Source organism: Streptomyces sp. NPDC004435, from assembly GCF_042873895.1.
Lineage (GTDB): Bacteria > Actinomycetota > Actinomycetes > Streptomycetales > Streptomycetaceae > Streptomyces.
This window is the reverse complement of sequence record NZ_JBIAMB010000021.1, coordinates 17092-31598: the sequence shown is the minus strand read 5'-3', so window position 1 is coordinate 31598 and position 14507 is coordinate 17092. Positions and strand designations below refer to the sequence as shown.

The 14507-nt window shown below is 71.1% G+C and carries 12 protein-coding genes; 4 read left to right on the top strand and 8 right to left on the bottom strand.

Annotated elements, in window-relative coordinates; genetic code table 11:
* The first annotated feature begins 123 nt into the window (after window positions 1-123).
* Together ACFYT9_RS30960 and ACFYT9_RS30955 are read left to right on the top strand one after the other, a co-directional pair.
* Window positions 124-2643, top strand: a complete 2520-nt coding sequence (locus ACFYT9_RS30960; RefSeq protein ID WP_360318299.1) for an ATP-dependent Clp protease ATP-binding subunit — start codon at window positions 124-126, stop codon at window positions 2641-2643.
* Window positions 2644-3357: 714 nt separating this feature from the next.
* Entirely contained in the window at window positions 3358-4077 is a 720-nt protein-coding gene (locus ACFYT9_RS30955; RefSeq protein WP_389169072.1) for a M23 family metallopeptidase, read from the top strand.
* An 8-nt stretch (window positions 4078-4085) separates the two neighbouring features.
* Here the strand turns inward: ACFYT9_RS30955 and ACFYT9_RS30950 are convergent, their stop codons facing one another.
* The gene (locus ACFYT9_RS30950) at window positions 4086-4643 is read right to left on the bottom strand and encodes a TetR/AcrR family transcriptional regulator (RefSeq protein WP_376605122.1); all 558 of its coding nucleotides are present in this window, start codon (window positions 4641-4643) and stop codon (window positions 4086-4088) included.
* A 104-nt stretch (window positions 4644-4747) separates the two neighbouring features.
* On the opposite strand from ACFYT9_RS30950, the gene ACFYT9_RS30945 reads away from it, so the two are divergent.
* Window positions 4748-6409, top strand: coding sequence for an MDR family MFS transporter (locus tag ACFYT9_RS30945; RefSeq protein WP_387279552.1), 1662 nt, complete (start codon window positions 4748-4750; stop codon window positions 6407-6409).
* A gap of 71 nt (window positions 6410-6480) precedes the next feature.
* Here the strand turns inward: ACFYT9_RS30945 and cseC are convergent, their stop codons facing one another.
* The 6 genes from cseC to ACFYT9_RS30915 form a co-directional block, all read right to left on the bottom strand.
* The gene (gene cseC, locus ACFYT9_RS30940) at window positions 6481-7797 is read right to left on the bottom strand and encodes a two-component system sensor histidine kinase CseC (protein ID WP_376598691.1); all 1317 of its coding nucleotides are present in this window, start codon (window positions 7795-7797) and stop codon (window positions 6481-6483) included.
* Between the two features lie 3 nt (window positions 7798-7800).
* The gene (gene cseB / locus ACFYT9_RS30935; protein ID WP_376598689.1) at window positions 7801-8508 is read right to left on the bottom strand and encodes a two-component system response regulator CseB; all 708 of its coding nucleotides are present in this window, start codon (window positions 8506-8508) and stop codon (window positions 7801-7803) included.
* A gap of 122 nt (window positions 8509-8630) precedes the next feature.
* Complete coding sequence (locus ACFYT9_RS30930; RefSeq protein WP_389169069.1) at window positions 8631-9296, bottom strand: hypothetical protein; 666 nt, start codon at window positions 9294-9296, stop codon at window positions 8631-8633.
* Window positions 9297-9508: 212 nt separating this feature from the next.
* Window positions 9509-10105, bottom strand: coding sequence for a SigE family RNA polymerase sigma factor (locus ACFYT9_RS30925; RefSeq protein ID WP_376598686.1), 597 nt, complete (start codon window positions 10103-10105; stop codon window positions 9509-9511).
* 285 nt (window positions 10106-10390) lie between these two features.
* Window positions 10391-11386 carry an A/G-specific adenine glycosylase gene (locus ACFYT9_RS30920; protein WP_389169067.1) on the bottom strand — a complete coding sequence of 332 codons (996 nt, stop codon included), beginning with the start codon at window positions 11384-11386 and terminating at the stop codon, window positions 10391-10393.
* 33 nt (window positions 11387-11419) lie between these two features.
* The gene (locus ACFYT9_RS30915) at window positions 11420-12097 is read right to left on the bottom strand and encodes a phosphatase PAP2 family protein (protein WP_387279451.1); all 678 of its coding nucleotides are present in this window, start codon (window positions 12095-12097) and stop codon (window positions 11420-11422) included.
* A 215-nt stretch (window positions 12098-12312) separates the two neighbouring features.
* On the opposite strand from ACFYT9_RS30915, the gene ACFYT9_RS30910 reads away from it, so the two are divergent.
* Window positions 12313-13203 (top strand): hypothetical protein, encoded by an 891-nt coding sequence (locus ACFYT9_RS30910; protein ID WP_389169065.1) that lies wholly within the window; start codon window positions 12313-12315, stop codon window positions 13201-13203.
* A 162-nt stretch (window positions 13204-13365) separates the two neighbouring features.
* Here the strand turns inward: ACFYT9_RS30910 and disA are convergent, their stop codons facing one another.
* Window positions 13366-14490 (bottom strand): DNA integrity scanning diadenylate cyclase DisA, encoded by a 1125-nt coding sequence (disA, locus tag ACFYT9_RS30905; RefSeq protein ID WP_376598680.1) that lies wholly within the window; start codon window positions 14488-14490, stop codon window positions 13366-13368.
* Window positions 14491-14507: the final 17 nt, after the last annotated feature.

The following is a 14507-nucleotide window of genomic DNA, read 5'->3' as shown; positions in this document are numbered from 1 at the left end:
GGGGGTGATCCGGACGGATGTCGGCAGTTGGAATGAGCGGTCCCCGCTTGCGGGACTAAGCTGCGGAAGGACAGGGAGGGGATCGACCCCTAACTGACTGACCGCTCTGAGGAGCGATTAACGATGTTCGAGAGGTTCACCGACCGCGCGCGGCGGGTTGTCGTCCTGGCTCAGGAAGAAGCCCGGATGCTCAACCACAACTACATCGGCACCGAGCACATCCTTCTGGGCCTTATCCACGAGGGTGAGGGTGTCGCCGCTAAGGCCCTGGAGAGCCTCGGGATTTCGCTCGAGGCGGTCCGCCAGCAGGTGGAGGAGATCATCGGTCAGGGCCAGCAGGCCCCGTCCGGCCACATCCCCTTCACCCCTCGTGCCAAGAAGGTCCTGGAGCTCTCGCTCCGCGAGGCCCTCCAGCTCGGCCACAACTACATCGGCACCGAGCACATCCTGCTCGGCCTGATCCGCGAGGGCGAGGGCGTCGCCGCCCAGGTCCTCGTGAAGCTGGGCGCCGACCTCAACCGGGTGCGGCAGCAGGTCATCCAGCTGCTCTCCGGCTACCAGGGCAAGGAAGCCGCCACCGCAGGCGGTCCTGCCGAGGGCACCCCCTCGACGTCCCTGGTCCTCGACCAGTTCGGCCGCAACCTCACCCAGGCGGCCCGCGAGTCCAAGCTCGACCCGGTCATCGGGCGCGAGAAGGAGATCGAGCGGGTCATGCAGGTGCTGTCCCGCCGCACCAAGAACAACCCGGTCCTCATCGGCGAGCCCGGCGTCGGCAAGACCGCCGTCGTCGAGGGCCTGGCGCAGGCCATCGTCAAGGGCGAGGTGCCCGAGACCCTCAAGGACAAGCACCTCTACACCCTGGACCTCGGCGCGCTGGTCGCCGGCTCCCGCTACCGCGGTGACTTCGAGGAGCGCCTGAAGAAGGTCCTCAAGGAGATCCGCACCCGCGGCGACATCATCCTGTTCATCGACGAGCTCCACACCCTCGTGGGTGCGGGTGCCGCCGAGGGCGCGATCGACGCCGCCAGCATCCTCAAGCCGATGCTGGCCCGCGGTGAGCTCCAGACCATCGGTGCCACCACGCTCGACGAGTACCGCAAGTACCTGGAGAAGGACGCCGCCCTCGAGCGCCGCTTCCAGCCCATCCAGGTCGCCGAGCCGTCGCTGCCGCACACCATCGAGATCCTCAAGGGTCTCCGCGACCGGTACGAGGCGCACCACCGCGTCTCCATCACCGACGAGGCCCTCGTCCAGGCCGCGACGCTGGCCGACCGGTACATCTCGGACCGCTTCCTCCCGGACAAGGCGATCGACCTGATCGACGAGGCCGGCTCCCGGATGCGCATCCGCCGGATGACCGCGCCGCCGGACCTCCGCGAGTTCGACGAGAAGATCGCCGGCGTCCGCCGCGACAAGGAGTCCGCGATCGACTCGCAGGACTTCGAGAAGGCCGCGTCCCTGCGCGACAAGGAGAAGCAGCTCCTCGCCGCGAAGGCCAAGCGGGAGAAGGAGTGGAAGGCCGGCGACATGGACGTCGTCGCCGAGGTCGACGGCGAGCTGATCGCCGAGGTCCTCGCGACCGCCACCGGCATCCCGGTCTTCAAGCTGACCGAGGAGGAGTCCTCGCGTCTGCTCCGTATGGAGGACGAGCTCCACAAGCGCGTCATCGGCCAGAAGGACGCCGTCATCGGCCTCTCGCGCGCCATCCGGCGTACGCGTGCCGGCCTGAAGGACCCGAAGCGTCCCGGCGGCTCGTTCATCTTCGCCGGTCCGTCCGGTGTCGGTAAGACCGAGCTTTCCAAGGCGCTCGCCGAATTCCTCTTCGGCGACGAGGACGCGATGATCTCCCTCGACATGTCGGAGTTCAGCGAGAAGCACACGGTTTCCCGCCTCTTCGGTTCGCCGCCCGGATACGTCGGCTACGAAGAGGGCGGTCAGCTCACCGAGAAGGTGCGCCGCAAGCCGTTCTCCGTCGTCCTCTTCGACGAGGTCGAGAAGGCCCACCCCGATATCTTCAATTCCCTGCTCCAGATCCTGGAGGACGGTCGCCTGACCGACTCCCAGGGCCGGGTCGTGGACTTCAAGAACACGGTCATCATCATGACGACCAACCTCGGGACCAGGGACATCTCGAAGGGCTTCAACCTGGGCTTCGCCGCCCAGGGCGACACGAAGTCCAACTACGAGCGGATGAAGGCGAAGGTCAGCGAGGAGCTGAAGCAGCACTTCCGCCCCGAGTTCCTCAACCGTGTCGACGACGTCATCGTCTTCCCGCAGCTGACCCAGGACGACATCCTCCAGATCGTCGACCTGATGATCGGCCGCGTGGACGAGCGCCTGAAGGACCGGGACATGGGCATCGAGCTCTCCCAGTCCGCCAAGGAACTCCTGGCGAAGAAGGGCTACGACCCGGTCCTGGGTGCCCGCCCGCTCCGCCGGACGATCCAGCGCGAGATCGAGGACACCCTGTCCGAGAAGATCCTCTTCGGCGACCTCCGCCCCGGCCACATCGTGGTCGTGGACACGGAGGGCGAGGGCGAGGAGCGCAAGTTCACCTTCCGCGGCGAGGAGAAGGCGGCCCTGCCGGACGCCCCGCCGGTCGCGGCGGGCGAGACGGGCCCGAACCTGTCCAAGGACGCGTAAGGGCGGCAGCGCCTCAAGGGGCGGCCCCGGAACCACACGGTTCCGGGGCCGCCCCTTTTCGGTGTGCCTGAGGACCGGTGGCGTGCCCGCAGCGGCTTCCTGGCGCCTTCTGGCGGCGTACAGGCGGGCTCGGGCGGCGTACGGGCGGGCTCGGGTGGGTTCGGGTGGGCTTCGCGGGCCGCCTCCGGGCTCGGGCGGCTTGCGGGTGGGCTCCGTCCGGCTTCAGCGGGGGCTCCGTCCGGCTTCCGAGGGGGTCTCCTGGGGCCGCTCCCACCTGCTTCGGACGGCCCGGCGAGGGCTCGGGTTGCGTGACCCAGGTCCCAATGGCAGGGACCGCGCGGTGACAAGCGGCACAGGGGGATCAAGGGGTACTAGACGGGGTCGTAGTTCTTATATCGGTCAAAGCGGGATGTTCGGCGGTCAACCACCAGGACGAAGGTCCCGAGCGGGTCGAATAGGGCGCCAAGCGGCGTTTCTGGCCCTTCCGGGCCCCGTCGACATGCGGTTAAACCCAGAAACTTGGGCCGTTATGTCCGATTTCGGGGGTGGCGTCCGGTGGTGTCAAGAGCCGTATTCCTGCGGAGATCGCTACGACCTCGTGTCGTAGATGGGGTGTTTTGGGATGACCTGGGTGGCGGGTTACCAAGGAACGGCCAGCCCGGCGCAACGCACCGATCGCGTCGGGTCCCGTACTGCCCGGAGGTCTTCCCCCGTATGTCGAAGCGCGTCATGAACCCCACCGTCCGAGTCACCGCCGTCGCCCTTGCCACCGCCGGTCTGGGAGCGTCGCTGGTGGCCGGCGCCGGGTCCGCCTTCGCCGCCGAGAGCAAGGCCGCCCCGCTCGCCGGTACCGCGGCCGCCGCCGTCGAGGCGCAGGCCGAGACCCAGGCCAAGGTCGCCGCCCAGGTGAAGGCCGCTCAGGCCAAGGCCGCCCAGGCGAAGGCCGTGAAGGCCGCGCAGGTGAAGGCCGCGGCCAAGAAGGCCGCCGCCAAGCCGGTCGCCGCGAAGAAGGCCAAGGCGTGGGTCAAGCCGGTCACCTCGTACACCCTCTCCGCCAGCTACAACCAGGGCGGGGCCATGTGGGCCCACAAGCACTCCGGTCAGGACTTCGCCGTCCCGGTCGGCACCCCGGTCAAGGCCGCCGGCGCCGGCACCGTCGTGAAGGCCGGCCCGAACGGCGGCGGCGACGGCCCCGCGTACGGCAACGCCATCGTCGTGAAGCACGCCAACGGCACGTACTCCCAGTACGCCCACCTGTCGAAGATCCAGGTCCACGTCGGCCAGAAGGTCGGCGCCGGCCAGAAGATCGCGCTGTCGGGCAACACCGGAAACTCCTCCGGCCCGCACCTGCACTTCGAGATCCGTACGACCCCGAACTACGGCTCCGCCGTCAACCCGGCCGCGTTCCTGCGGACCCACGGCGTGTCCATCTGATCCACCCGCTAGCCGGCCCCGTGGGCCCGGTTCAGCAGATCGAGGGCGACCTCGAGGACGGCTTCGTGCTTCTCCTCGGGGTCGCCCTCGACGTTCTGCATGAAGAACGTGCCCGCGTGCAGGGTGAAGATCGCGCTCACGCAGCGGACCTGGTCCACCGTCGCGAAATCCGGCTCCTGGATCAGGCCGGTGAGCGTGATCATGCGCTCCTTGAAGGTGAGGCCGACGCTCAGCTCGCGGACCGTCGCCTGGTTCTCCTGCATGAAGCGGAAGAGCGGCGCGGCGGCGCGCAGCGCCACCTGGTAGCGGCGCAGCACCTCCTGCCGGGTCTCCAGGGTCCGGGGCTGGGCCTGGGCCCACTCGATCAGCTCGTCCATCGGCCGCGTGAGGTCCTCGAAGATCCCGACGAGGATGTCCTCCTTGGTCTTGAAGTGGTAGTAGAGCGCCGCCTTGGTGACGTCGAGGCGTTCCGCGATCTCCCGGAGCGAGGTCTTCTCGTACCCCTGCTCGGCGAAGAGATCGAGAGCCACATCCTGGATGCGCTGGCGGGTGTTGCCTCGGGCCACGGCTGTTCACTCCCACTTTCCACAAAACTTACTTGACGACCGGCAAGTGACGGGCCTACCGTCCCCAGTGTAGTAACTAGCCGGGCGGCAAGTAAGGTACGGTCATGACGGACACCGCGGCACCATCGAAGCAGGCGGAGGAGGGACAGGAGTCTCCGCGCAGCGTGCGCGTCGTCCTCCTCGCCCTCATGATCGCGATGCTCCTCGCGATGCTGGACAACATGATCATCGGCACCGCGATGCCGACGATCGTCGGCGAGCTCGGCGGGCTGGAGCACCTCTCCTGGGTCGTCACCGCCTATACCCTCGCCACCGCCGCCTCCACCCCCATCTGGGGCAAGCTCGGCGACATGTACGGCCGCAAGGGCGTCTTCCTCACCTCGATCGTCATCTTCCTGATCGGCTCCGCGCTCAGCGGCATGGCCCAGGACATGGGCCAGCTCATCGGCTTCCGCACCGTCCAGGGCCTCGGCGCCGGCGGCCTCATGGTCGGTGTGATGGCGATCATCGGCGACCTGATCCCGCCCCGGGAGCGGGGCAGGTACCAGGGCATGATGGCCGGCGTGATGGCCCTCGCCATGATCGGCGGCCCGCTGGTCGGCGGCACCATCACCGACCACTGGGGCTGGCGCTGGTCCTTCTACATCAACCTGCCGCTGGGCGCCGTCGCCCTCGCCATGGTCACCGCCGTCCTCCACCTGCCGAAGAAGCGGCGGGCGGCCGGCACCCGGATCGACTTCCTCGGCGCCGCGCTGCTGACCGTCGGCATCACCGCGATCGTCCTCGTCACCACCTGGGGCGGGACCGAGTACGCCTGGGGCTCGGCCACCATCGTCGGCCTCGCGGTCGGCGGAGCCGCCGCCCTCGCCGCCTTCCTGTACGTGGAGACCCGCGCGAGCGACCCGATCATGCCGCTGCACATCTTCCGCAGCCGCAACTTCACGCTCATGTCGCTGATCGGCTTCATCACCGGATTCGTCATGTTCGGCGCGGTCCTCTACCTGCCGATCTTCCAGCAGTCCGTGCAGGGCGCCTCGGCCACCAACTCCGGCCTGCTGCTCCTGCCGATGCTGCTGTCGATGATGGTCGTCTCGCTCGTCGTCGGCCGCTTCACCACCAGCACCGGCAAGTACAAGGTCTTCCCCATCGCGGGCGGCGCCCTGATGATCGCCGGCCTGTTCCTGCTCTCCACGATGGATACCGGCACGACCCGTCTGGTCTCCGGGGTCTACATGGCCCTGCTCGGCGCCGGCATGGGCTTCCTCATGCAGATCACCATGCTCGTCGCGCAGAACAGCGTCGAGATGAAGGACATGGGAGTGGCCTCCAGTTCCACCACCCTCTTCCGCACGCTCGGCTCCTCCTTCGGCGTCGCCATCATGGGCGCCCTCTTCACCAGCCGCGTCCAGGACGAGATGGCCGCCAACGGCGGCTCCGCCCTGACCGAGCGGACCGCCCAGCTCGACGCCGCGAGCCTGGCCAAGCTGCCGGAGGCGCTGCGCGAGGCGTACCAGCAGGCGGTCGCCGTCGGCACCCACTCCGCCTTCCTCGTCGGCTCGGCGGTCGCGGTCCTCGGCTTCGTCCTCGCCTTCTTCGTCAAGGAGGTGGCGCTCCGTGGCGCCGGCCCCGAGCCGGCCGGGAAGCAGGACGGCCAGGATGGCCAGGACGGTCAGGACGAACATGGCAGCGGCCGGGACGCCCTGGGCGGCCGGGACGGGAAGCCTGCCGCGGGCGACGGCCCGGCGAAGGTCGCCGAGACGGTCTGAGACCACCGGCACACGCGCGTGGGGCCCGGTTTCCAGGAAACCGGGCCCCACGCGCGTACGTGCCTCCGGGCCTACTCCGGCAGACGCAGGATCGGGAAGCTCCCCGTGTTCGTCGGCGCGTGGTCCGGCAGCCACAGCACCGCGACCGCACCCCCGACGCCCTCGGGCGCACCCTCGGAGGCCACGTTCCGGAAGGTCAGGCGGGCGCCGAGGACCCGTGCCTGACCGGCCGCGATCGTCAGGCCCAGGCCGTGGCCCTGACCCGCGCGGTCGCTCGTGCCGGTACGGAAGCGGCTCGGGCCCTCGTGGAGCAGTGCCTCCGGGAAGCCGGGGCCGTGGTCCCGCACCCGTACCACCCGGCCCTCGACGGTGACCTCCACCGGGCCCTTGCCGTGCTTGGCCGCGTTGGCCAGCAGATTGCCGAGGATCCGCTCCAGCCGGCGCGGATCGGTCGACACCCAGGACTCGTGCACCACCCGGATCTCCGCGTCCGGGAACATCGCCCGCACCCGGCGCTCCACGAACTCGCCGAGCGCGATCTCCTGGAGCTCCGCCCGCTCCGAGGCCCCGTCGAGCCGGGCCACCTCCAGGACGTCCTCGACCAGCGTCCGCATCGCCTGCGCCCGGTCCCGCACCAGCTCGGTGGGGCGCCCGGGCGGCAGCAGCTCGGCCGCCGTGAGCAGCCCGGTCACCGGGGTGCGCAGCTCGTGCGCGATGTCCGCGGTGACCCGCCGCTCGGCCTCGATCCGCTCGTGGAGGGCGTCGGTCAGCGCGTCGATCGCCCGCGCCAGGTCGTCGGTCTCGTCCCGTACGACCCCGCCGACGGCGTCCCTGACCCGCACGTCGCCGTTGCCCTGGGCGACCCGTCCGGCCGCCGCCGCGGCCTTCCTCAGCCTCCGGGAGAGCTGTCCGCCGACGAGGATGCCGAGCGCGCAGCCGCCGAACACCACGGAGACCGAGCCGATGACCAGGGCCCGGTCGAGGTCCTTCATGATCGTGGCGCTGCGGTCGGCGAAGGGGATGTGCAGCGAGAGCACGTCGCCGTTGGCCAGCGGCACCGCCGCCCACACGTCCGGCGGCCCGCCGTGCCGGTGCTCCTGCACGTACGTGCCCCGCCGCTGGTCGCGCATCAGCTGGTCGAGCTGGTCCGGCAGCGCCGGGTCGTTGAGCTTGGCGCCGAAGCGCGGTTCCTTCGGCTTGGAGGTCTCGTACAGGCGCTGGGCGAAGAGCAGCCGCTCCATCTGGACCTCGCGCGCGTTGTCGAGCATCGAGATGCGCGCGGCGTTGTGCACGACCACACTGAGCGTGACCGCGATGAGCGCGCCGACCGCCGCGATGGCCAGGGCGATCTTCCAGCGGACGCCGGTGCGGAGCGGGAGCGCTCTCACCGATCAGCCCCTGAGCTTGTAGCCGAAGCCGCGGACCGTCTCGATCCGGTCCTGGCCGATCTTGGCCCGCAGCCGCTGCACGTGCACGTCGACGACGCGGGTGTCGCCGCCCCAGCCGTAGTCCCAGACCCGCTCCAGGAGCTTGTCGCGGGAGAGCACCGTGTTGGGCGCGGACGAGAACTCCAGCAGCAGCCGCATCTCGGTCGGCGTCAGTGCCACCGGCTCGCCGCTCCGGCGCACCTCCATGCCCTCGGTGTCGACCTCCAGGTCCCCGTCGCCGAAGACGAGCGGCCCGTCCACGGCCCCCTGCTCCGCGTCGCCGCCCGCCCCGTTCCCGGCCGCGTGGCCGAAACGGCGCAGCACCGCCCGGATCCGGGCCATGAGCACGGCGCCGTCGAAGGGCTTGGTCACGTAGTCGTCCGCTCCGGCCTCCAGGCCGAGGACGACGTCGATCGAGTCGGCCCGCGCCGACAGCATGATCACCGGAACGGTCGACTCGTCACGGATGCGGCGGCAGAGGCTGACCCCGTCCATGCCGGGCAGCATCACGTCGAGCAGCGCGATGTCCGGGCGGTGCGCGCGGAAGGCGTCGAGGCCGGAGAGGCCGTCGGGCATCGCGGTGACGCGGAAGCCGTCCCGCTCCAGGGCGAGCTGGGTGGCCTCACGGATGACGTCGTCGTCCTCGACGAACAGGACATGGGTCTCGGCCATCGTGCGGGGGTCCTTCGATCGGTGTGCGTGTCGGGGCGGGACGGACGGGACGGACGGAGCGGGGGACGTGGTGCGGCGGGCGGGCGGCCGGCGCGGCGGGGTTGCGGACCGCGCCGGGGCGTTCAGCCGGCGGCGGACGGCTCCGGCACGGGCTGCGACGGCTCGATGGCGCCGTCACCCTCGCCGACGGCCCGGCTGTAGTCGTTGTGCACCCAGTCGTGCTGGGTGAACCGGTTCCCCGACCAGCGGTACGTGATCACGTCCTCGCCCGACGGGTACGCGACCGGGTCGTCCTCCGCGTACACCTGCTTCGTCACGATCAGATCGCCGCGGTCGATGGTGCCGTAGACCGCCGCGTCCTCGGCCGTGAAGACGTTCTCGTACCCGTCCGCGGTGGCCGTGCCCGCCGTGGCGTTCCCCCCGGGCTGCTTGCGGTAGACGTACGTACCGATGCCGACCGCGTCCCCGCAGGTCATCACATTGACGACGACGTCGGGCGCGGTGCCGTTGGTGAGGTTTCCGTACGAGGTGTCCACCGGGTACGCGTCGGCCACGCACGGCTTCAGGTCGGCCTTCACCCTGGCGCCGATCTTCGGATCGCCCTTGAGCAGCGCGATCGGATCCACTCGCTCGGCCGCCTCCGCCGAGCCGGAGCCCGAGGCCGTGGAGGGCGGCGTGGGGGCCGCGGCGGCCGTCGCGTCGGCGCGGGCCGCGCCCTCGTCGCGCGAACCCGTCCCGCCCGTGGAGCACGCGGCCACGAACAGGCCGAGGGCGGCGAGTCCGGCCATCGCCGTGACACCCGCCGCCTTGGTACCTACCGCCCGGGGCATCCCGCCCCGCGCATCCGAACCTTCGCCCCCGCTCCTGGATCCGTTCCCGGCTGCGTTTCCGGATCCGTTCCTGGCTCCGTTCCTGGCTCCGGCGGAGCCAGACGTGAACCCGGACGTGAACCCGGTCCCGGCTCGGCCGTCGGTTCTTCCGTCGTCGACTTCGCCGTCGTCTAGGCCGCGCACCGCTGGTGCCCTCCCTCGTCACCTCGCACGGCCGCCGCAGCCGACCGCTGTCCTCCGGTCCGCTCCACGGGCCGCCCCAGGGCGAGGGCGTTCAGATCGCGGCTCTCCAGCTCCTGGCGGAGCCGGGCGAGCGCGCGGTGGAGCGTCGACTTCACGGTACCGGTCGACATACCCAGCGCCGCCGCCGTCTCCTCCGTGCTCATCTGCTCCCAGTGCCGCAGCACGACGACACTGCGCTGCTTGGGCGCCAGCACCCTCAGGATGTCCATGAGCAGGGCCCGGTCGGCGTGCTGCTCGGTCGGGTCCTCCACGCTCGCGTCCGGAAGCTGCTCGGTGGGCACCTCCTCAAGACGGCGTGCCCGCCACCACTCCGTCCGCGTGTTGATCATGACCCGCCGCAGATACGCGTCCGCCAGCGACTTGTCCGCGATCCCGTCCCAGCGGCCGTACGTACGGACCAGAGCGGTCTGCAGCAGGTCCTGCGCGTCGACCGGGTCCGGGACGAGACGGCGGGCGCTGCGCAGCAGCGCGTCCTGCCGTGTGCGGACGTACTCCTCGAAGTCGAGCACCTCGCCCTGGCTCATCCCAGCCGCCTCCACATCCCCGTGACCTGCTTGTTCTCCGTGTCGATGACGACGCTACGGAGCGGTTGTCACGGGGGTGTGCGGGGCAGCCGTCGGTGGACGCACGGCTACCCATCGGTTGTGTAACAGCCGGATCCTGGATCCACCATCCAGGATCTTGGATCCAGGCGGTCGGATCCAGGCGGTCGGATCCAACATCCCGGATCCAACATCTCGGATCCACCGTCCGGGATCTTGGATCCGATGTCCAAGATCCCGGATATCGGATCCAAGATCCCGTCGGCCTCAGGTCAGCGGCAGCCTGTACCGACCGCCGTCCAGCGGCTCCACCAGCCCGTCCGAGACCAACCCGTCCAGGGCTCGGCCGCGCTGGATCGGCTCGTCCCAGACGGCGTCGAGGGCGGACTGGGGGACGGGGCCGGGGGAGTCGCGGAGGACGGCGAGGAGCCGGCCGCGGACCTGACGGTCGGTGCCGGCGTAGGTCTGGCCGCGGCGAGGCGGGCCGTCGTGAGCGGGCTTGCCGGAGTTCAGCCAGGCGCAGCGGTCGGAGATGGGGCAGCGCCCGCAGTCCTCGTTCTTCGCGGTGCAGACCAGGGCGCCGAGCTCCATGGAGGCGGCGGCCCAGCGGGCCGCGGTGTCCTCGTCCTCGGGGAGCAGGGCACGGGCGAGGCGCCGCTCGGCGGCGGTGGTGGCGTTCGGCGGGTACTGGACGCCGCCGGCGGCGCGGGCGAAGACCCGGCGCACGTTGGTGTCGAGGACGGCGTGCCGCTGCCCGTAGGCGAAGGAGGCGACGGCGGCCGCGGTGTACTCGCCGATGCCGGGGAGGGCGAGGAGCTGTCCGTGGTCGTTCGGTACGTCGCCCCGGTGTCGGTCCCTTATCGCCACGGCCGCCGCGTGCAGGCGCAGGGCCCGGCGCGGGTAGCCGAGCCGGCCCCAGGCGCGGACGGCCTCACCGGGCGGCTCGGCGGCCAGGTCGGCCGGGCGCGGCCAGCGCGCCAGCCACTGCTCGTACACGGGGAGCACCCGGACGACGGGGGTCTGCTGGAGCATGAACTCGCTGACCATGACGCCCCAGGCACCGGCTTCGGGGCGGCGCCAGGGCAGGTCGCGGGCGTGCCGGTCGAACCAGGCGAGGACCGGCCCGTGCAGCTCCGCCGGAGCGACGGCGGTCGGAGCCGCACCGGTGGGGACGGACGCCGCACCGGTGGGGACGGACGCCGTTCCGGCGCGGTCGGGCCGGGAGGCGGCGGACAGGGAGGCGGGGGCATCGATGGAAGTCATGGCACCCCCGATCCTGGCACGTCCGGGGAGCGATCAGCGCGCGCCGTGGCGCGCCCGCGAACGGCGCTCGGGGCGCGCGGAGGCGTGCGCGGGGGTCGCGGGCCCCCGCCCCGCGCACCACACGACCGCCGCGCTCCGGCTGGAGCGGGCCGTTTCGACCAGTGCCGTCATCGGCCGGCGGGCGGCGTACATGAAGAGGAAGGCGACGAGGCCGCCCAGGAGCAGGCCCGCGGTGACGTCGTGCGGGTAGTGGACACCGACGAAGACGCGGGAGAAGGCCATGAGGATCGCCATGGGCGCGGTCAGCCAGATCATCCCGCGCCAGGAGAGGGCGAGGGCGATGGCGGCGGCACCGGCGATGGCGGAGTGGTTGCTGGGGAAGGACCAGTCGCCGTAGGCGGGGCAGTCGATGAGCGCGGCGGGTGCCCCGGCGACGGCCCGGCACGGGCGTTCCTCGTCGATCAGCGACTTCAGGCCCTCGCTCACCACGTACCCGAAGGCGGTGGCGAGCGGGGCGAGGAGCGCGAGCGTCATCGCCTGGCTCGATCCGGTCCGCGAGCGCCACCACCCGGCCAGGAACAGCGCGCCGAAGAGCAGCAGTCCGAGCTCGGTCCAGACCTCGGCGAGCCACTGGAACCAGTGCGGTGTGGAGTGCGCGAAGTCGAGGACGTCGAGGTAGAGACGATCGGAGAGGTCGAGGAGGTTGTCCATGGTGCATGACGCTAACCGGAATTTCGGGTGTCGCGCCCCGGGCCAAGGAAGGATCCGACCCCTGACGAAAGTGGGGGATGGGGAGAGGGAGGGGTGTTTTCCCGCCATCCCGGCGAGAGTTCCCGTGGCCGGAGGATGTGATCATCGGCAAAACTTGGGCTCTGGAGCGGCGGGTGGGGCGGGAGTTGGGCCGGATCTCTCGTAAGGTTCGGGGCGTGGGATCTTTGCGCAATCCGGTCGGGCCGCTTCCCTCCACCATCTACTGGCGACGGAGGGCGGCCGCACTGTGTCTCATCGCACTTCTCGCCCTGCTGACCGTATGGGCCGTCACCTCCGGTGACGGAGGCGGGAAGAAGGCGAACGACGCCGCCAACGGTTCGGCCCCCGCGCCCTCCATCACCCCGGGACCCGCCGGGACGGGACCGGCCATCAGCCAACAGCCGGGCGGGCGCGACGAGTCGGGAGACTCCGGCGACGCGGGCGAGTCCGGCTCGGGCGGCGGTTCCGGCTCGGGCTCCGGCTCAGGTTCCGGCTCGGGCGGGGGATCCGACACCGGTTCCGGTACGGACGCGGGCGCGGGCTCCGGAGACGGTTCCGCTTCGGCCGGTTCCGATACGCCGGGCAAGAACGGCGACACCGACGGCGCGGGCGGCGACGGCGGGGCCGGCACCGGCGCGGGCCAGCAGCTCCCGGCCGGCTCCCAGCTTCCGAACTGCCCGGCGGGGACTCTGGAGTTGACGCTGCGCAGCGCCAAGCTCACCTACGAGCCCGGAGAGAAGCCCCGCTTCCACCTGGTCGTCGAGAACACCTCGGGCTCCGACTGCAAGGCCGACCTCGGCCCCCGTACCGCCGTGCTGAAGATCAGCGACGCGCAGAACGACCGGCTGTGGGCCTCCGACGACTGCCCGAGCCCCGGGGACCCGGTGCTGCTGAAGGTTCCCGCGCGCTCCACGGTCACCCACACCGTGGAGTGGGACCTGAGCCGCAGCGCCCCGCGGTGCGCCACGGCTCCCGCGGGCGAGGCCGGTCCGGGCAACTACCTGGTCGAGGCGACCGTGCCCGGCGAGAAGGCGGTCGCGGCACCGTTCGCCCTCGCCAAGGACTGACGGACCCCGGGACCGGGTCCAAGGACTGACGGATCCCGGGACCGGGCTTTCCCGGGCGCTCGCCCCGGAAGGCCGGGCCCCCGGTCTGTCCCGGCTCAGCCGTACCGCCCCGGCCGTACAGCTCAGACGTACCGTCCCAGCCACACCGCCAGCCGCGCCGGCTCAGACGTACCGCTCCAGGATCGACGACTCCGCCAGCCGCGACAGCCCCTCGCGGACGCTGCGCGCCCGCGCCTCGCCGACGCCGTCCACGGTCTGGAGGTCGTCCACGCTCGCCGCGAGCAGCTTCTGCAGCCCGCCGAAGTGCTCCACCAGACGCTCGATGATCGCGCCGGGCAGCCGCGGCACCTTGGCGAGAAGCCGGTAGCCGCGCGGCGAGACCGCCGAGTCGAGGGTCTCGGGCGAGCCGCTGTAGCCGAGGGCCCGCGCGACGACGGGCAGTTCCAGGAGCTCGGTGTGGGTGAGCGCGTCCAGCTCGGTCAGCGCCTCCGCGACCGTGCGGGAACGCTTCGCCGTGGGCTCCGGCACGTAGTCCCGGATCACCAGTTCGCGCTCCGGCTCCACGCCCGCGATCAGCTCGTCGAGCTGGAGCGAGAGCAGGCGGCCGTCGGTGCCGAGCTCGACCACGTACTCCGCGATCTCGGTGGCGATCCGGCGGACCATCTCCAGGCGCTGGGCGACGGCGGTGACGTCCCGGACGGTCACCAGGTCCTCGATCTCCAGGGCGGAGAGGGTGCCGGCCACCTCGTCGAGGCGGAGCTTGTACCGCTCCAGCGTCGCGAGCGCCTGGTTGGCCCGGGACAGAATGGCCGCCGACTCCTCCAGGACCCGCCGCTCGCCGTTCACGTACAGCGCGATCAGCCGCATCGACTGCGACACGGAGACGACGGGGAAGTTGCACTGCTTGGAGACCCGGTCGGCGGTGCGGTGGCGGGTGCCGGTCTCCTCGGTCGGGATGGAGGCGTCCGGGACCAGCTGCACACCGGCCCGGTGGATCTTGGTGATGTCCTTGTCGAGGACGATCGCCCCGTCGAGCTTGCACAGCTCGCGGAGGCGGGTGGCGGCGAACTCGACGTCGATCACGAAGCCGCCGGTGCACATCGAGTCGACCGTCTTGTCCATGCCGAGGACGATCAGGCCACCGGTGTTCCCGCGGAGGATCCGCTCCAGGCCGTCGCGCAGGGCGGTGCCGGGCGCGACGGCGCTCAGGGCCGCGCGCATGAGCGCTTCGTTGCCGGAGCCCGCGCCGGACTTTCCGGGAGCTGCTGCCCCGTCCTTGGCTGCCACTGCACTCCTCCGGCTCG

Bases quoted from the DNA above. Each gene is read 5' to 3' on its own strand.
- ACFYT9_RS30960 (WP_360318299.1), top strand. From the start codon at position 124: ATGTTCGAGAGGTTCACCGACCGCGCGCGGCGGGTTGTCGTCCTGGCT.
- ACFYT9_RS30955 (WP_389169072.1), top strand. From the start codon at position 3,358: ATGTCGAAGCGCGTCATGAACCCCACCGTCCGAGTCACCGCCGTCGCC.
- ACFYT9_RS30945 (WP_387279552.1), top strand. From the start codon at position 4,748: ATGACGGACACCGCGGCACCATCGAAGCAGGCGGAGGAGGGACAGGAG.
- cseB (WP_376598689.1), bottom strand. From the start codon at position 8,508: ATGGCCGAGACCCATGTCCTGTTCGTCGAGGACGACGACGTCATCCGT.
- ACFYT9_RS30930 (WP_389169069.1), bottom strand. From the start codon at position 9,296: ATGGCCGGACTCGCCGCCCTCGGCCTGTTCGTGGCCGCGTGCTCCACG.
- ACFYT9_RS30925 (WP_376598686.1), bottom strand. From the start codon at position 10,105: ATGAGCCAGGGCGAGGTGCTCGACTTCGAGGAGTACGTCCGCACACGG.
- ACFYT9_RS30920 (WP_389169067.1), bottom strand. From the start codon at position 11,386: ATGACTTCCATCGATGCCCCCGCCTCCCTGTCCGCCGCCTCCCGGCCC.
- ACFYT9_RS30915 (WP_387279451.1), bottom strand. From the start codon at position 12,097: ATGGACAACCTCCTCGACCTCTCCGATCGTCTCTACCTCGACGTCCTC.